The sequence below is a fragment of the candidate division WOR-3 bacterium genome, from assembly GCA_016934535.1.
GTDB lineage: Bacteria > SDB-A > SDB-A > SDB-A > SDB-A > JAFGIG01.
The window spans coordinates 1-18,195 of sequence record JAFGSQ010000073.1 but is presented as its reverse complement, the minus strand read 5'-3'; the positions used below and the strand labels follow the sequence as shown (position 1 = coordinate 18,195).

The 18,195-nt window shown below is 42.5% G+C and carries 18 protein-coding genes; 13 read left to right on the top strand and 5 right to left on the bottom strand.

Annotated elements, in window-relative coordinates; translation table 11 throughout:
• Positions 1-215: 215 nt before the first annotated feature.
• Together JXL83_10155 and JXL83_10150 are read right to left on the bottom strand one after the other, a co-directional pair.
• Complete coding sequence (locus JXL83_10155) at positions 216-1,085, bottom strand: SPFH/Band 7/PHB domain protein (protein ID MBN2364478.1); 870 nt, start codon at positions 1,083-1,085, stop codon at positions 216-218.
• Between the two features lie 7 nt (positions 1,086-1,092).
• A complete protein-coding gene (locus JXL83_10150) occupies positions 1,093-1,533 on the bottom strand; it encodes an NfeD family protein (protein MBN2364477.1) in 441 nt (146 codons plus the stop codon).
• A 69-nt stretch (positions 1,534-1,602) separates the two neighbouring features.
• Between JXL83_10150 and JXL83_10145 the strand changes: the two genes are divergently transcribed.
• The 8 genes from JXL83_10145 (at position 1,603) to phoU (ending at position 9,596) form a co-directional block, all read left to right on the top strand.
• Positions 1,603-2,325 (top strand): response regulator transcription factor, encoded by a 723-nt coding sequence (locus tag JXL83_10145; GenBank protein MBN2364476.1) that lies wholly within the window; start codon positions 1,603-1,605, stop codon positions 2,323-2,325.
• A 67-nt stretch (positions 2,326-2,392) separates the two neighbouring features.
• A complete protein-coding gene (locus JXL83_10140) occupies positions 2,393-4,066 on the top strand; it encodes a hypothetical protein (protein MBN2364475.1) in 1,674 nt (557 codons plus the stop codon).
• Between the two features lie 111 nt (positions 4,067-4,177).
• Entirely contained in the window at positions 4,178-5,236 is a 1,059-nt protein-coding gene (locus JXL83_10135) for a hypothetical protein (GenBank protein MBN2364474.1), read from the top strand.
• A gap of 69 nt (positions 5,237-5,305) precedes the next feature.
• Entirely contained in the window at positions 5,306-6,385 is a 1,080-nt protein-coding gene (gene pstS, locus JXL83_10130; GenBank protein MBN2364473.1) for a phosphate ABC transporter substrate-binding protein PstS, read from the top strand.
• A 22-nt stretch (positions 6,386-6,407) separates the two neighbouring features.
• Positions 6,408-7,325, top strand: a complete 918-nt coding sequence (gene pstC, locus JXL83_10125; GenBank protein ID MBN2364472.1) for a phosphate ABC transporter permease subunit PstC — start codon at positions 6,408-6,410, stop codon at positions 7,323-7,325.
• Between the two features lie 22 nt (positions 7,326-7,347).
• Positions 7,348-8,199, top strand: a complete 852-nt coding sequence (pstA, locus tag JXL83_10120; protein ID MBN2364471.1) for a phosphate ABC transporter permease PstA — start codon at positions 7,348-7,350, stop codon at positions 8,197-8,199.
• Positions 8,181-8,939, top strand: coding sequence for a phosphate ABC transporter ATP-binding protein (pstB, locus tag JXL83_10115; GenBank protein MBN2364470.1), 759 nt, complete (start codon positions 8,181-8,183; stop codon positions 8,937-8,939). Before pstA ends, pstB begins: the two co-directional genes overlap by 19 nt.
• A 9-nt stretch (positions 8,940-8,948) precedes the next feature.
• A complete protein-coding gene (phoU, locus tag JXL83_10110) occupies positions 8,949-9,596 on the top strand; it encodes a phosphate signaling complex protein PhoU (protein ID MBN2364469.1) in 648 nt (215 codons plus the stop codon).
• 29 nt (positions 9,597-9,625) lie between these two features.
• Here phoU and JXL83_10105 read toward each other — a convergent pair whose 3' ends face one another.
• Together JXL83_10105 and JXL83_10100 are read right to left on the bottom strand one after the other, a co-directional pair.
• The gene (locus JXL83_10105) at positions 9,626-10,000 is read right to left on the bottom strand and encodes a protease inhibitor I42 family protein (protein MBN2364468.1); all 375 of its coding nucleotides are present in this window, start codon (positions 9,998-10,000) and stop codon (positions 9,626-9,628) included.
• 2 nt (positions 10,001-10,002) lie between these two features.
• The gene (locus tag JXL83_10100) at positions 10,003-10,647 is read right to left on the bottom strand and encodes a hypothetical protein (protein MBN2364467.1); all 645 of its coding nucleotides are present in this window, start codon (positions 10,645-10,647) and stop codon (positions 10,003-10,005) included.
• A gap of 80 nt (positions 10,648-10,727) precedes the next feature.
• On the opposite strand from JXL83_10100, the gene JXL83_10095 reads away from it, so the two are divergent.
• From JXL83_10095 to JXL83_10075, 5 genes are read left to right on the top strand one after another with little or no spacing between them, the layout of a single operon-like run.
• Positions 10,728-11,510: a hypothetical protein gene (locus JXL83_10095; GenBank protein ID MBN2364466.1), complete on the top strand. Its 783-nt coding sequence runs from the start codon at positions 10,728-10,730 to the stop codon at positions 11,508-11,510.
• A gap of 33 nt (positions 11,511-11,543) precedes the next feature.
• Positions 11,544-13,322, top strand: coding sequence for an ABC transporter ATP-binding protein (locus JXL83_10090; GenBank protein MBN2364465.1), 1,779 nt, complete (start codon positions 11,544-11,546; stop codon positions 13,320-13,322).
• Positions 13,315-14,589, top strand: coding sequence for a nucleotidyltransferase family protein (locus JXL83_10085; protein ID MBN2364464.1), 1,275 nt, complete (start codon positions 13,315-13,317; stop codon positions 14,587-14,589). Before JXL83_10090 ends, JXL83_10085 begins: the two co-directional genes overlap by 8 nt.
• 32 nt (positions 14,590-14,621) lie before the next feature.
• The gene (gene umuD / locus JXL83_10080) at positions 14,622-15,047 is read left to right on the top strand and encodes a translesion error-prone DNA polymerase V autoproteolytic subunit (protein ID MBN2364463.1); all 426 of its coding nucleotides are present in this window, start codon (positions 14,622-14,624) and stop codon (positions 15,045-15,047) included.
• Positions 15,048-15,057: 10 nt separating this feature from the next.
• Positions 15,058-16,338 carry a Y-family DNA polymerase gene (locus tag JXL83_10075; protein ID MBN2364462.1) on the top strand — a complete coding sequence of 427 codons (1,281 nt, stop codon included), beginning with the start codon at positions 15,058-15,060 and terminating at the stop codon, positions 16,336-16,338.
• A gap of 31 nt (positions 16,339-16,369) precedes the next feature.
• Here JXL83_10075 and JXL83_10070 read toward each other — a convergent pair whose 3' ends face one another.
• Positions 16,370-17,737, bottom strand: a complete 1,368-nt coding sequence (locus tag JXL83_10070; GenBank protein MBN2364461.1) for an 8-oxoguanine deaminase — start codon at positions 17,735-17,737, stop codon at positions 16,370-16,372.
• Positions 17,738-18,195: the final 458 nt, after the last annotated feature.

Here is an 18,195-nt window from a genome sequence, read left to right as displayed (position 1 = left end):
CTTCGTGCAGGAGATAATTTATTATCTCCGACTTCGTGGTGAAAATTGTGTTTGGTCTTTTATTAGATTTAATAATAAAAAATAGAAAAAGAAATAAACCACGAAGGTTAACTAAAAGAAAACAAACCACCAATAGACACGAAATTTAAGAAAGACAATATAACCACGAATTGACACAAAAGAAAAGCAGGGCGGAGATTATTCCGCCCTGTTTATCAGTTTTCTTTCTTTTGAAACAGTTCGCCGACAGATGCAATTGAGCCGAGGAAAGCAGAGGATTCGTAGGGCATGAATATTTTTGTCGCGTTTCCGTTTGATATTTTTTCGAGAGCTTCAAGATATTTGATAGCCAGAAGGTCGTTCGTAGGATTGCCATTGTGAATGGCGTTAAAAACTATAGATATGGATTCCGCTTCACCCTGAGCGATTGTAATTTTTTGATATTTTGAAGCATCGGCGACCTTTTTTATTGACTCGGCGTCGCCTTCGGCCTTTAGTATGACTGACTGTTTGTGGCCTTCAGCTTCGAGTATCATCGCCCTTCTCTCTCTTTCCGCCTTCATCTGGCGGTGCATGGAATCGACGACTTCGGAAGGAGGCTCGATTCTTTGCAGTTCGACCCTGGTGACTTTGGTTCCCCATTTGTCTGTAGCTTCATCAAGTATCATTCTCAATTTCGTGTTTATAACCTCTCTCGAAGTAAGGGACTCGTCGAGCGCGAGATCTCCTATAAGGTTTCTGAGGTTTGTCTGGGCGAGTTTTGTAGCCGCAAGATAAAAATTTGCCACGTTGTAAGCTACTTTAACGGGATCTGTGACTTCGTAGTAGACTACGGCGTCGACGTCTACGACAACATTGTCTTTTGTAATTACGGATTGAGGCGGAACGTCTACAACCTGTTCGCGGGAATCAATTCTTCTGATTTTCTCTATGAAAGGAAAAACAAAATTCAGACCACTGCCGACTGTTCTCTGGTATCTTCCAAACCTTTCTACGAGACCTTTTTCCCATGGCCTGACAATCTTTAGAGAAGTAGCCGCGAAAAAGAAAATTATTACAGCCAGGAAAATTATCAATGGAAGCATATTCATCTCAGACTCCTTTCTTTGTTTTTCTTACAATTAAATGAACACCCTTTTTTTCAACCACCTCAATTTCGACATCTTTATCAATTTCTTCGTCTGACTCAGCAGATGCTTTCCAAATCTCGTTTTCTACCCTTACGAAACCGCTGTTTTCATGATTTATTATTTTTTCAGTCACCACGCCTTTCATTCCAATAAGCCTGTCGGCTCCTACCCCACGGGGCTGTTTTTTTGTGACTTTGTCGGAAAATTTCCTGGCAAAAGCGAACGAAACAGCTGAAAGTAAAACAAAAGCGACCCATTGCCAGAGAGGATGAACTTCTATCATCGAAACGATACCCGCGGCGGCGGCGCCTATTCCAAAACAGATAAGAAAGAAACCCGCAGTAAAAATCTCACCTACGATAAACACTGCGGCAAAAATAAGCCAAGCCCATGTTATCCACATCGGGACCTCCTAAAAATTATGTTTATCAATGCATTATATATAATGTATACTCAAACGAAGCAATCATAAATGGATTATACAGGAGGCGGAGTGTCTGTCAAAAAAAAGATAGCGATCGTCGACGATGAACCTGATATAGTCGAATTGTTATCATACAGCCTTCACAAAGAGAATTTCTTGACAGAATCTTTTTCAGACGGGGCTGCTTTCATCAGACACATATCGGAAAACAACGCAGATCTAATCATTCTCGATCTCATGCTGCCCGGATATACCGGAATAGAAATATGCAAAATAATCAAGGCATCTCCTGAAAAAAAGAACATCCCCATTATTATGCTGACGGCAAAGGATTCAGAAACAGACAGGGTTCTGGGTCTCGAACTCGGGGCGGACGATTACATCGTAAAACCCTTCAGCGTCAAAGAACTTATCGCGAGAGTCAAAGCTGTTTTGAGAAGAACATCTTGTCCGCAGGAAAAGAATAAAGAGGAAACGAATCTGGTAAAATACAAAGAACTGGTAATAGACAGGGATAAATTCTCGATTAAAGTCTGTGGTAAAACCGCTGATCTGACTTTCACTGAATTTAAAATTCTCGAAATCCTTGTGTCTAAACCCGACAGAGTTTTCAGCAGGGAAGTTCTCCTGGAAAAGCTGTGGGGTTCTGAAAAAATTGTGATTGACAGAACCATAGACGTTCACGTGGTTAAAATAAGAGAAAAGATTGGAAAATACGGAAAATTCATAAAAGCCGTAAGGGGGGTCGGGTATAAATTTGAAGCTTTTTAAAAGGATTTTCGCTTTCTCTATATTGCCTGCGCTGATAGTATTTTTCTCATCCGTTGTTTCGGTTGTTATGATTGTAAAAACGGGACGCGTTATTGAACGAAATGAAAGCATTAACGTTTTATACACGGCTTGTGTAAACGCGCGGTTGATCTCCGAGAAGACCCTTGAAGAATACGGAAAAGAAAACATCGACAGTGTTTTTAAAGATATTTTTGGCGGACAAAAACTCAGATATATCCTTTACGACGACCAGGGGAATGTGCTGGCTGATTCAAAGCTCAATACAGTAAACAACGCTAAAATCCCATTGAAAAGCGCTTTTTATCAAGCGCTTAGAGTTTTAACTGATTCTCATGAAAACAGCAGATATTACGGTTATTCACAAACAGCTTCTTCTGCGTCTCTGGCGCTGCCTTTTTATTATGAAAAAAATCTTAAAGGAGTGATACTTGTTGAAGGAGATCCGGACATCATATATCCAAAAGCGGCATATAAGCTGTATTTTGCAGCGTTCGGATTGATTGTTTTTTCTTCTTTGGCGGCATTGTTTTTATGTACGGGTACAATTATAAAAACAATAGACTCAATCAGAATTTCGGCAGAAGCGGCTCGTAAAAATTCCACGGAAATACTTTTATACGGAAAAGAAAGAATGCTTCTCGGTGAAAAATTTTCATATTTTTTTACTGCGATGCAAGATGAAGAAAAACCAAATGTTAAGACTTCGGAGCTTTTTTCGAGTCTTAATTCTATAGCAGACGGACTTCCCTCATGTGTTCTGATTATTGACGGCACAGGAAGAATTGTTTTTACAAACAAAACCGTTAAAGCAACATTCCTGAAAAACTACACAGGCGATTATGAAGGCAAGTATTACAGAGAAATATTCCAATCAGAGGAATTGCTGAAAATGCTAAAAAAAGCCGAGACTGCCGGAGAAGCAAGCGGGGAAGTTGAAATTTTTAACCTTGTCTGCCTTGTGTCCGTAAAATATCAAGAAATTGATAAATCCAAATATTCGATTGTTTCAATTCAGGACATCACCGAACAAAAAGCGGCTGAACACAGGCAAAACCGATTCATAATCAACACTGCCCACGAACTGAAAACACCGCTTTCGATTGTAATGGGTTTTGCCGAGATTTTGGAATCAGAATCGGAGGAAAATAAAAGTAAATTTATCTGCATAATCAATAAAAATCTCAATCGGCTCAACAATCTCGTGAAAGATCTTCTTCTTCTTGCGCAATCAGACGACCCCGGATTTCTTTATGATTTCAAAAAAACCGACATAAAGATCATAGCCGATGAAACAATGATTGTTTTCGAACAAAAGGCCAAGGAAAAAAACATATCCTTAAACAAAAGTTTCTCTGAAACCGATTTTTTCGTCTACGGAGACGATTTTCTTTTGGGACAACTGCTTGTTAATCTTGTCGACAATTCAATAAAATACAACAAAGTTAACGGGGAAGTCCTTGTTTCTCTTTCGAAAAGAGAAGGCATGATATTTTTATCAGTAAAAGATACCGGTATAGGAATTCCGGAAAAACACAGAAAAAACATTTTTTCGAGATTTTATACAGTCAATAAATCAAGGTCGAGAGAAACGGGAGGGACAGGGCTGGGCCTGTCTATAGTCAAAAGCATTGCCGACAGACACAGCGCTTATGTTTCGTTTGACAGCGAAATTGACGTCGGAACGGTTTTTACCGTTAGTTTCCCGGAATATAAGAATTAACAAAAAATTAACCAACCGTTTATTTAATTGTAACCCACCTATTTTATGATGTGCGTGTTTTTGTGCTGTCAAAAAGCGATTCTTGCAAACCGCAATCTAAAAGGAGGATTTATGAACACAGTGAAAACAGTTTTAATCGCGGCGGTTCTTTCAGCCGGATTATTCTCGGCCATGCAAGGCTTCGACTTGAATTTCGGTATGGAAGTCAGAAACAGATTCACTCTCGTTCAGGAAGCGCCCGACGACACAGGCGATGCCGAGATAACGCAAACTTATTTCAGCATTGACAGGGGATACGTAATACTGTCTGCGAAATACAACGATTATCTTTCAGGAAAACTGACTGTCGATTTTCTCAGCAGCAAAGATTATAAAGACGGTGCTTCGGTAAGATTGAAAACAGGTTACATCCAGCTTTCCAATCTCGTTCAATATCACAAGTTTCAACTCGGTCTCATCGGCAATGTATTCGGCGAAGAAGGCGTTGCAAAGGCGAATTGCCCGACCATCTCTTCGCGTTTTTTCGATATGCAGAAACTGCATTCATCTGCGGATTATGGAACAGCAGCCATTGGAAACCTTGAGTATTTTGACTGGGCCGCTACGGCAGTTAACGGAGAAGGATACAAAAACACCTGTGGAAGCGCGAATTTCAATAAAAAAATGATGTTCGCCGTTGCCGCAAACATAAAACCTTTACCGATATTGAATTTCGGCGGATCCTACGTTTATGACAATCCGGGTACGCCTGATGCGGACGACGAATATGCCTCAAACAACATTTACCACGCGGCGATCAATTTCAATCACGAATATTTCGGATTAGGCGCAGTTTATTACGGAAGAAGTTTCACAGCGGCCGGCGCCGATGATGCTGTCAAATCGATGGGATTTGCCGTTTATCCTGTCCTTCACCTCAAACCCATGACGGGAAACGAAATAGACATTTACGCGAGATACGACCAGTGGGATCCGGACACAGACACGGACGACGACGGGCTGAACAGGATTTTCGGCGGTTTTAACTGGACAGCGTTCAAAGACAGTAAAAACTGTGTTTATCTTGGAGCTGAATACATGATGGAAAGTTATGAAATGGAAGATTACACTTCGACAAACATGTTTCTGTTTCAGGTAAAATGGGTGTTTGACACAAAAGTGTCGTCTTAATTATAATTGTGCAATAAAACATAAGGGGGACATCGGGTCCCCCTTGATATTTATACAGGAGGAAAGAGAATGAAAACTAGAATTTTATTTATCGCTGTGTCTGCGGTTTTAGTTGTTTTGACGGGATGCAGTCAAAAACCCGTACAACAGCTTCAGGATTCTTCGCAGGTAGAACTTGTCAGTATGGATTTTTTGGGAGCGGGAGCGACTTTTCCTTTCCCGCTGTATTCTAAAATGTTCGATGAATACAGTAACATCAAAGGACCTAAAATCAATTATAACGCAATCGGATCCGGAGGAGGAATAAATCAGCTCATAGAAAAGACAGTGGATTTCGGAGGAACTGACGCCCCCATGAAGGAAGACGAGCTTCAAAAAGCCGGCGCCGATATTATTCACGTCCCTGTTTGCCTGGGAGCGGTGGTTGTTTCCTACAATTTGCCCGGAAATCCTGCTTTAAACCTGACTTCTGATGTCATAGCAGAAATATTTCTCGGTACAATAACGAAATGGAACGATCCGAAAATATCAGCAATAAACGCGGGAACAGCCCTTCCCGAAATGGAAATAATCGTTGTTCACAGGTCGGACGGAAGCGGCACGACATATATTTTCAGCGATTATCTCACTAAAGTCAGCAGGAACTGGGCGCAGGAAGTCGGAACCGGAAAATCTCTCGATTGGCCGACAGGTATAGGAGCCAACGGAAATCCCGGCGTGGCTGGACAGATAAGCTCTACTCCCGGAGCGGTAGGCTACACCGAATTGATATACGCCCTCAGCAATTCAATGTCGGTCGCTTCAATACAGAATAAAAGCGGCACTTTCATCGTCCCTTCAATAAGCTCTGTTAGCGCATCGGCTGAAATTGACCTGCCTGCAAACATGATCGTTTCCCTTACCGACACGGACGCTCCGGAAGGTTACCCGATAAGCGGATTCACATGGATAATACTTTACAAGGATCAGAATTACGGGGGAAGAGATCAAAAAAGAGCGAAAGAACTTGTCAATCTTATATGGTGGATGACTCATGAAGGACAGGTTTATTGCGAAGAATTGCACTACGCACCGATACCGGAAAAAGCGATTGAGCAAATAGAAAGTTTAATAAAATCCGTCAACTTCGGCGGAGAAGCCCTCATCTGATTATTTGTATTCGGTTTTTATAATGAACGACAGGGTGTTCAAGGCGATCCTTTATGTTTCAGGGACTGTAATCATTTTACTGATAGCGGGTATTTTTTTAACGCTGTTCATTAGAGCGCTGCCTTCGATAAAAGCATTGGGATTTTCCTTTTTTACCGGTACTCGATGGGACCCTCAATCGGTGTGGAGAGGGGAAAAGATAGAACTTGGAGCCCTGCCTTTTTTGTTCGGAACCGTTTCCACCGCGTTTCTCTCTCTTTTGATCTCGATACCGTTCGCTTTTTCTACGGCACTTCTGCTCGGTGAATATTTTAAATCCGGCTTTCTCCCAGCTTTTCTTAAAAGCACAATGGAACTTTTATCCGGAATACCATCAGTGATATACGGTTTCTGGGGATTCAGCGTAATAGTACCCATTGCCAGATCATTTGAAGCAAAAACCGGAATACCGCCGTACGGCGTCGGGATTATGACTTCTTCTCTGGTTCTCTCAATAATGATAATACCATATTCCGCTTCAATGATCAGGGAGTCTTTACATCTAGTCCCGACCGAGCTTAAAGAAGCGGCTTATTCTCTCGGCGCGACGCGTTTTGAAGTTATAAAAAACGTCATATTTCCCTGCGCGAGATCGGGAGTGACGGCAGGTCTTCTTTTGGCACTTGGCAGGGCTCTCGGAGAGACGATGGCAGTGACGATGGTTATCGGAAACCTAAACGCACTTCCGAAAACGCTTTTTTCTCTTGCCGAACTTCACAAAACGTTGTTTTCACCTGGAAACACGATGTCGAGTATAATAGCTCTTGAATTCAACGAATCGAGCGGTATTCATCTTTCCGCCCTTATACAAACGGGTCTTCTTCTAATCTTGGTGACAACTGTAATAAACTTTTCAGGAAGATTGATAATAAAGAAATTCGACAAATCGGGATCTGCCTGATGCCTTTGAAAATAGAATTGAAATGAAAAGCAAACCGATTGAGTTAAGAAAGACCGAAAATTTTCTTTTTAAAATGGCGGTCATAACTCTTTCGTCGGCTACAGTCATTCCGCTCGTGCTGATTTTGTTCTTCGTCGCAAAAAAGGGGATAGCCGCAATAGACATGAATTTTCTTTTCTCTCTTCCCAAACCCGTTGGGCAGGAAGGCGGAGGCATTTCAAACGCGATCGTCGGAACGATAATATTAATCGCATTAACGTGCGTTATGTCGATCCCTCTCGGAATTCTGTGTGGAGTTTTTCTCGCAGAATGCAGGAAGTCTAAATTATCTTTCTGGGTGAGAACATGGGTGGAGGTGCTTCAGGGCGTACCTTCTATAGTTATGGGAATAGTAGCGTATATATGGATAATCAGACCCCTGAAAGGACTTTTTTCGGCTTTTGCCGGTTCTGTCGCCCTTTCCATTATGATGCTTCCCCTTGTAATAAAAGCCACGGAAGAGACGGTCAAAATGGTTCCTGATTCGATAAAAGAAGCCGCGTTGTCTCTTGGAGTGCCGTATTACAAAACCGTTTTACGCGTCGTTCTGCCTGTCAGCGCCAGCGGCATACTGACGGGAGTTCTCCTGGGGGTGGGAAGAATCGCCGGAGAGACGGCGCCTCTTCTCTTTACTGCTTTCGGCAATCAGTTCATGAACTACAATATTTTCAAACCTGTGAACGCCCTTCCGCTTCTTATATACAGATACGCGACGAGTCCTTATAAGGATTGGCAGCAAATCGCCTGGGGAGCTTCGTTGTTTTTGATAGCGTTCATTTTATTAATCAATTTCATAGCGAGTGGAATAGCCAGAAAATGGAAAGTAAAATTTTAAACAGCGTTGATTTTTCTCTTTTCTATGGAGAAACAAAAGCTCTTGATAAAATCAACATAGAAATTCCAGCGGGAAAGGTTACGGCGATTATGGGGCCGTCAGGCTGCGGAAAGACAACTTTCATCAGAGCTATAAACAGGATGCACGAAATCGATTCGAACGTCAGACGCGAGGGCGAGATATTTTTGCACGGGAAAGAAATACACTCACTCGACCCCATTGGTTTACGAAGAAAGATAGGAATGGTGTTTCAGAAACCGAATCCGTTTCCAACGATGAACATATACGACAATGTAATAGCAGGTTACAAACTCGGCGGAATCAGATTATCCCGTACGGAAAGAGACCTGATTGTTGAGGACTCACTTAAAAAAGCGGCTCTCTGGAATGAAGTCAAGGACAATCTTTACAAAAGAGGCACTTTTTTGTCGGGCGGTCAACAGCAAAGGCTCTGCATTGCAAGATCTCTCGCACTGAAGCCCGAGATACTCCTTCTTGACGAACCTACTTCAGCATTGGATCCGAAATCGACGGCTAAAATTGAAGAACTTATCGTCGAGATGAAGGAATACGTCACGCTTTTGCTCGTCACGCACAACATGTCGCAGGCGGCGCGGGTCTCGGACCTAACGGCTTTTTTCTTTCTCGGAGAATTGGTAGAATTCGGAAAAACAGAAAAAATGTTCACTTCTCCGGACGATAAAAAGACGGAGGAATATCTCACGGGAAAATTCAGTTGAGGAGACATTATGCTTCATGAAAAAATCGAACAGCTTAAAGAAAACATCATTTCATTCTCTTCTCTGATAGAGGACATGATTGTTAAAAGCCTTAACGGACTCATGAGCGGAGACAGCATGGTTCTCGATGAAGTCATCGGCAAACTCGAAAACGAAGCGAACAGAAAAGAAGTCGAAATAGAAAAGTTTTGCACTCACATAGTGGCTCAATTCGGACCTAAGGCATCCGATCTCAGAAAAGTTCTGATGATACTTGAAATGAACAGCGACTTGGAAAGAATGGGCGATCACGCTGTCAATATAGCCCAACATTCGCTTTTTCTTATCGAAAAACCGAAAGTCAAAGAATATGCCGATCTTGTAAAAATGAAAGATGATGTCCTGAAGATGTTCAAGGAAAGTATAGTTTCGTTTATAAAAGAAGACATCGCCCTTGCGCGGGAAGTATGCGCCAACGACGATGTCGTAGATGATTTAAAAGACAGCATAATCAGGGAACTTGTAGTCTTCATGCTCGCTGACGCCACTACCATTGAAAGAGCGCTGAAGCTTATAAACATCACTCACGATCTCGAGAGAATTGCCGATCTTACTACAAACATAGCTGAAGATGTCGTTTTCATCGGAGCGGGAAAAACGATAAAACACAACCTTTGACCGGTACTTGCGAAGAATTTTGACTTTTGTTAACGTTCTGTTTTTATGAATATTTCGAAAGTGTCTGTCGGCGGAACCTCTTCCCATTCCCTTGAATAATAAAAAACCAAATCCAGTTCAACTTCGCGTAAAATCCTGATCGTGAACACCTGTTCTCCCGGAGAGCCTAAAAGACCTTCGTTTTTGGCTGAGAAGAACGAAGAGTCAAAAGAGACGATGTTTTTGTCTGTCGAACAGGGATTCCACTGAAATCCTGTGGAAGGATTCGACGGAAGAACAATTTTTAACGGTTTGTTTATTCGGACAGTTATGCTGTCGCCGTCGAATGTATTGTCGACAATGTAATTCTTATGACCGGCACAGCCAAAAATCAGAATGTAAACCAGGTAAACGAATTTATTCAACGTCAATCTACCATCATTTGAACCGGTTCTTTTTCTGAAACCGAAAAATTTCCTTGAAAAACAAGTTCCGGATATTGAGCGGATGATAATTTGATGCAACTTGACAAAGCGGATATTAACACGTCTTCGGCCATGAAGGAGTCAAACGTTATTTCGAACTTGTCAAATGACACTGTTTCAAGAGGTTTTCCTTCTCTGATGTAAGAAAGATGAATCGCCGGCGAAATAGGCTCGTCAAAGGCGGTCATGATTCCGACATATTCCGAATCGCATACCGTGAATTTATCTTCTGGTTTGATTAGGTCCAGCACACATCCCTCCGGAGTGCACATACCGACAAACACTGAAAATCTGTCCGTAGCCGGCAGCATCAATTCAAAACAGACGCTGTCAAGAGAATCAACAGCCGATGAAAAAAGCAGTGAAAGACTTGAGTAGGAGCCCTCGGTGACGGTCGCGCCGGAAAAAGCAAGAACGTAATCGCCGTCTTTCAGATATTTGAGGTTTTCAGCCGATTTCAGATTGAAACTTAAGTAATTGTTTTCAGGAACGGTTTGATCCTGCGAGGTGTTGACTGAGGATGCTTTTTCCGAACACCCTCCCGCTAGAACAGCCGTAATCAGCAAAACTAACAATACAGTTCTCATTGTGTCTCCTTGCCATTTTTCGGATAATGATATACAAAATATTTGTTCATGTCCACGGACGAAAAACAGAAGGAGGCGATTTGAAAAAGCATGTAACGATTTTCATTTTTTTATCGCTTTTTTTACCGGCCTGTTCGGCGTTAAAAAATTTCGACAGGAGAAGCAGTTTCGGCGAACCTCTCTCGAAAGAAGACCTGAAGACTATATACGAAACCTGGTTCGAGAATCCTTACGAGTACATGTTCGAGTCATGCGACAAGGAAAAAATGCTTTTAGGCGGCGTCAACGGAATTCTGTTTTACGGAGGATTGTTGGACGGTTTTGCGAGACAACTCGGAATAGACAGATCTCATCGCTTTTATGATTTGAAATTGATAGAAAGAGCGGCTAAATTACCGATTCTTTTAAAAGAAGAGGAATTCGGCTATTACAATCCCGAAATAATCGTTTGGGGTTATGAAAATCTCATCCCCTCCCCTGAGGACAGATTCAGAAGAGAAACATACAGATATGTATATCAGAGGGTGTTCAGAAGATTTTTCAGGCTCATGACGGAAAGTTACCTTTTTCTTGATAAATACAGAGTAATAGAAAACGATTCCAGAAAATACAAAGAGATTGTCGTTGAAGGAGGATTTGAAGCGCTGACTTATCTTGACAAAGAATACGGAAATCTGCTTTCAGAATATGATTATGGGACCGGATATTCTTACTGGACAGTCGGCATGTCTTTCGGTTTCTGGCTGAGAAGGCACTTGGACGGAACAGACGAATACGTTTGGGAAGGATTGACGAGGCTGATGAACCTTTACGACAGGGATTGGTTTGAAGACAAACTGCTCAACGGACCTTCAACAATGTGACAGGCTGATTTGAAAAACGGTGTTTCGCGGTTTATGACTGCTCTCTCTGCAGTCTATCAGGCTTCGAAAAAGCTTCTTTTTGCCAGGATTATTCTTACCGCCGTGCGTGCGGTGATTCCGGTCTCTCTCTTATACATAGTTAAGCTTTTCGTCGATTCTGTCGTTTTGGGAGTCAGTTCGCCTGAACCAGATGGTGCTTTCTTGAGATCGCTTGTTTTGATTGTTGCTGCCGGAACCGCATACGCGGTAAGCTTTATTGCCGACTCGCTCAACGAGGTCGTCACCGAGTATCACTCCCTGAAAATCATGGATAAGATTTACGAAACGATGCACGGCAAATCCTCTGAGATTGACATATCATTTTACGAAAACCCCGAATACCATGACACGCTTCACAGAGCACAAAGAGAAGCTCCCTATAGGCCGACGGTGGTCTTGAATCAGATTTTCTCGATTTTTCAGAATCTGCTGACCTTTGCCGGAACAGCTGCGTTGATTCTTTCTTTCAGCCGCGTTGCCGGATTTGTGCTATTTGCCGCAGTCGTACCGGGCACGGCAGTCCATATGTTTTTTGTCAAAAAAACATATAAATGGCAGAAAGAAGTAACGAAATACGAAAGAGAGACCTGGTATTACAGTTTTTTGCTGACTTCGGAAGGAAGCGCAAAAGAACTGAGGCTTTTCGGCATTGCCGGTCTTTTCAAAGAGAGATTTAAAAATTTCAGAAAAATGCTGAGAGGTCAGCTTCTTTCTATTAAAAAGAAGAGAGCCGCTTCTGATTTCGCCGCGCAGACTCTTTCGTCTGCTGTTCTCGCAGCACTCCTGGTTTACCTGACCTCTGAAACTTACGGTGGAATTTTGTCTTTAGGCAATCTCGTTATGTTTTTTCAGGCGTTTCAAAGAGGACAGGGAAGCCTGAGAAGTCTTCTTGGCGGGTTTGTCGGTCTTTATGAAAGCGGATTGTTTTTGTCATACTTTTCGGATTTTCTCGGGTTGAAAAGCAGAACTGCCGTTTCGATTTTGCCGCAGGTCGTAAAAGCCGAATGCAGACACCGTGTAAAAATTGAAGACGTAACTTTTTCGTATCCCGGATCACCTGATAAGGCGCTTAAAAGAGTGAACATGGATTTTGAGAGAGGTCGCGTGACGGCTATTGTCGGAGGGAACGGCTCTGGCAAAACAACGGTAGCAAAACTGATTTGCAGGTTTTACGACCCCGACGAAGGAAGGGTGATCGCCGATGACACCGATTTGCGGCAGATCGAGCCCGAAACCTGGTTCGAATCGGTTTCGGCCGTGTATCAGGATTTTCAGAAATATCAGCTAACGGCGGGTGAAAATGTCTGGCTCGGGGACATCATCAGACAAAATGATTTTAGCTCGATCAAGGAAATCGCGGAAAAAGCAAGAATCAAAACTGTCATTGAAAAAATGGAAAAAGGTTTTGATACACGCCTCGGAAGATGGTTTGAAGGAGGCAGAGAACTGAGCGCGGGAGAATGGCAGAAAATCGCGATAGCGAGATGTCTTTTCAAAAAGGCGTCTGTTTATGTTTTTGATGAGCCAACCGCTTACCTGGACGCTTTGTCCGAAGAATCAGTCATGGAAGCCCTGCGGGAAGCCGCCAAAGAAGCCGCTGTGATTCTGATAAGCCACAGATTTTCAAATGTTGTCAAGGCTGATTACGTGTATGTTCTGGAAAACGGAGAGATTTCGGAAGAAGGATTGCATAAAGAACTGATTGAAAAAAACGGGATATATGCATCTTCTTATTTATACCAGACCGGCGAAACGGGAAAACGGCATGAATGAAACCGAAAAGACTGCCTTCGTGCTTCTTTCGCAGATTATTTCGCCGGTGAATAAGGGAAAATCCCTCCCTGAAATTCCGGAGAGAACGTGGAAGACCATTGTCGGATTATCCGCAGTGCACGGTGTATCGGGTTATCTTTCAGAATTGCTGAAAGAAACCGGAGAAGGTGAAATTTCTCGAGAAATTTTTAGGGAACTTACCGCCGCGTATGCCCCACTTTGGCGCGATTCAGTCGCATTTTCATCTGTTCTCGGAGAACTGCAAAGGGTTTTTAAAAACGAAGGAATAAGATTCATTCTTTTAAAAGGTTTGCACGTCGCTGAATCTGTATACGGGAGTTTAAAAAAAAGACCGATGCAGGACATAGACCTTCTGGTCAGGAAGAACGACACGGAAAAAGCCGACAGGCTCCTAAGAGCAATGGCGAAACCAGAGAAGTGGAACAAGACGTGGATAGAAAAATACCATTATCACCTGGGCTACGACATGACCTCGTTTTTGGAGAATAGCAAAACGCGTTTGAAAATTGAACTTCATTGGGATATTTTGCCGAAAGAAAATCCTTTCACTATTTCTCTGAACGATATCTGGAAAAACGCGGTTAAAGAGAAAATCGCCGGAGTTGAAATTGAAGTAATGTCTTTGGAATATCTTCTGTTGTTTCTTTGCGTGCATCTTTCTTTTCAGCACGGTTTTTGTCTAAAAATTATTCATCTTCTGGACATCGCCGAGATTGTATGCCTTGAAAAGATTGACTGGGAAAAGTTTTGTCAAATAACATTGTCAGGTCATGCCCAAAGAGCAGTAAGCCTGGTCTTCAGGACGGCGGAGGAAATTTTCGGTGTTAATTTCCCGCCGGAAACCGGAATAATTGCCGCAGTGAACACGCCCGATAAAAAAATAATATACGATGCAATCTCCCTGATCAGGGACGACCCGGTTCTTATGCACAGCGCTTTCAGCAGATTCAAAAAAGATGAAGGTTTGCGGCAGAATTTCAGGAGTATTTTTTACAGCCTTTTTCCAAAACCCGACGTGATTAAAGAATTGCACGGAACAAAAAATTATTTCCCTGACATTTTTTTAGCTTACATATACAGGATGACCGGTCTTCTGAAAAAGCACGGCGGAGCGTTCGCGGAGCTTGTTTCCGATCGTGCAAGGCGCGAAAATTACAGGAAACACTCAAAAATGAAAAAAGAAATATTCGATTGGATTTCCCGTAAAACCCACGCTCCTGTTCCCGGGATTGACCCTGATGTGTAAAACAAATAAAATCCGGTGTGGACAACAAAGAGATTAAAGTAACCGAAATATTTTCTTTTGAAAAAAGAACAAAACGAAAACTGCCCTTTTTTCATACTAAAATATCGGCCGGATTCCCTTCGCCGGCGGAAGAATACTCGGAGAAAAAGCTGGATTTGAACGAGTATCTTATAAAACATCCTTCGGCGACTTTTTTTATCAAAGTGTCCGGAGATTCCATGATAGGGGCCGGAATTCATTCCGGAGACCTGCTCATAGTAGACAGGTCTCAGGAACCAGCCAACAACAAAATAGTCATAGCTGTCCTCGACGGTGAATTCACTGTTAAGAGAATAATGAAAAAAAAAGACAAAATATTCCTTATTCCCGAAAATGACAATTTTAAACCCATTGAGATAAAATCAGAAATGAATTGCGAAGTGTGGGGCGTCGTAACGCACGTCATACATCCTTTGTGACGGGGATCAAATGGAAAAAGACGTTCCTCCGATAGCCCTGGTCGACTGCAATAATTTTTATGTTTCATGCGAGAGAGTTTTCGAACCCTCTTTAAAGAGCGTCCCCGTCATAGTTCTTTCTAACAACGACGGATGTGTCGTATCAAGGTCCAACGAAGCAAAAGCGCTCGGTATTGAAATGGGTACACCGGTTTTTAAGATAAAAGATCTCGTCATGAAAAATTTTGTCCGCGTATTTTCCTCAAATTACGCGCTGTACCAGGACATGTCATCGAGGGTTATGCAAACCCTGAAAAGATTTTCTCCTGAAATCGAGGTATATTCGATAGACGAGGCGTTTGTCTCTCTGGGTGGATTTACGGAACAGGACATGACTTCATACGCGAGAGAAATAAAAAATACGGTTTTAAAATGGACAGGAATTCCGGTTTCTGTCGGAGTCGCGCAAACGAAAACTCTCGCAAAAGCGGCCAACAGAAATGCCAAAAAAAGCGACAGCGGCGTCTTCAGTCTATTCGACCGAACAAAAATAGACGAAATCCTTTCGAAGACGAACACTCGGGATTTGTGGGGAATAGGGTTGAAGCAGTCGGATAAACTTGCGGCAAATGGTATATTCTCCGCACTCGATTTGAAAAATGCCGACAGGGACTGGGTGTTGAAGAACTTGACGGTAACGGGGCTGAAGACTGCCCTAGAACTCAACGGTATTCCTTGCATAGATCTCGAATCTGCAGTACCGGATAAAAAAGGGATCGCCTGTTCCAGGTCATTCGGGAGACCCGTAGAGAAAATAAATGAACTTAAAACAGCGTTGTCCGAGTATGTAACCGTCGCCTCCGACAAGATGAGAAAACAGAAATCTATCCCGCTGACAATGACTGTTTACATAACCACGGACAGGTTTAGTGATAAAGATCTTCAATACGCAAATTGGCTGGATGTCAAAATCGCTTCACCTACGGCCTATCCGCCCCCCCTGATAAAACTCGCGCACAGGGCACTCGAAAAAATTTACAAACAAGGTTACAAATACAAAAAAGCAGGAATTGTTTTTACAGGTTTGATAGGAGAAGAAGAAACGTCGAATTCTTTGTTCTCGGAATTCGGCGAGGATAATGGAGATTCAAAAATAATGAAAACAATAGACGAGATAAACAAAAAAATGGGTAACAACACCATCAAATTCGCTTCATCAGGATTTGACGGATCGTGGAAGATGAAAAGAAACCGGCTTTCAAAAAGGTTCACTACCGACTGGAATGAATTGCCTGTGGTTTATTGCGATTAAAAGTATGAAGAAGATTGTGGAAACAGTTGTGTCAGGCGCGTTTTTCGAGCAGTTTTTTCGACAATAAACAAGCTTTTTCCGTGATTTCACGTTCATCGCACGTCGTCAGTTTTCCATTTCTGACCACAATTTTACCGTTTACGACAGTCATGTCTGCCTGATGAGAAAAACCTGTAAAAACAAGTGAAGCGACGGGATCGGAGAGCGATCCTGCGCGTTCCAATCCGCTCATGTCGAAGAGCGATATGTCGGCGGATTTACCCTCTTCAATGCTTCCTGAGTTTTCAAAACCGAGCATTTGTGCGCCGTTTTTACACGCGAACCTGAGCACGTCTCTTGCCGTCAAGGCGTCCGGGCCTCCACTCACTCTCGCCAGAAGCATGGCGTTTCTTGCTTCCGCGAGCATGTCCGAACTGTCGTTCGAAGCAGAGCCGTCAACACCGAGAGATATCCTGACACCGAGCTCTTTCATTTTTTTTATTTTAGCGATTCCTGAACCAAGACGCATGTTAGACGAAGGGCAGTGGGATATGCCTGTTCCTGATAGAGCGAGAAGGCGAATTTCATCGTCGGTGAACCAGATGCCGTGGGCGTAAAAAACGTCTTTGCCGATCCATTCCAGTTCGGCCATCAATTCTAGAGGTCTTTTACCGTACGTTTCCTTGCAGAATATATCTTCGTCGCGAGTTTCAGCGAGATGCGTGTGGAGAATCACGTTTTTTGACCGTCCCAGTTGAAGGGCGTCCTTCATGACTTGTTTTTCGACCGTGAAAGGGCTGCACGGAGCGAGAATTATTCTCGACATGGAAAAAGGATCGGGGTCATGAAAACGGCCAATGGATTCTTCCATGTCTTTTATTACAGTTTCGGGATTTTGTACAATTTTATCCGGAGGCAGACCTCCGTTACTTTTACCCCTGGTCATCGTTCCGCGGGAAGGTGCGAATCTAATGCCGATTTTTGCAGCAGCTTCAAACTGAATCTCGAGTATACTCCCTGATATTCCCGGAGGATATAGATACATGTGGTCTGACGTAACTGCACAGCCGGTTTTTAGCAGTTCCGCGCATGAAAGAAGCGTGGAAAAATAGACACACTCTTCGTCGATGCCGGACCAAACTCCGTACAAAAATGTCAGCCAGTCAAAAAGCTTTGCGTTTTGAACAGGTCCAACATTTCTCGTCAGAGACTGGAACATGTGATGATGGGTGTTTGTAAATCCGGGTACGGCAACATGATTTCGGCAGTCAATTTTTTCGCCGGTAAAATCGGCTGGTATAACGACGGGTTTGTCTATTTTTTTAATCTTTTTTCCGTCGATAAGGATGTCGTAACCTGATAACTCTCTTTCATTTTCGTCGAAGGTCGCAATGGCGAGACAATTTTCAAGAAGAATCATTTTTCCTCTCATCAAATTCAATTTTCTTTTGCATAAAAAAACCGGCGAAGTAATGGATTATAATACTTCGCCGGCTCTAACGGAACTTTTATGTCAGAAATTTTTCAAAAACGGTGAACAGTTATCGAAGATATTTATCTTCGATTCGTCGTAAAATGGATATAACCGGAAATTCATTGGGGTTAAAATACAAGTTTTTACTGTTTTCATTTCAAACCTCACCAGATGAACAGGGGATTCCACGAAAACAGGTATCTTGCTGTTTTTGATTTATGTTCCCTGATTCTTTTGTTTATGCTCTTTTTTGTGTTTTCTTTTTTTAGAACGACTTTTTTCATTTCAGCCTCCTTTTATCGAACATTATTTATTATTACTAATACATTTGATAATATAAACACTGTTTGTTTTTTTTGTCAAGGGTTTTTTCTTTACTTGCCTGTTTTTTTTTTGTAATATCT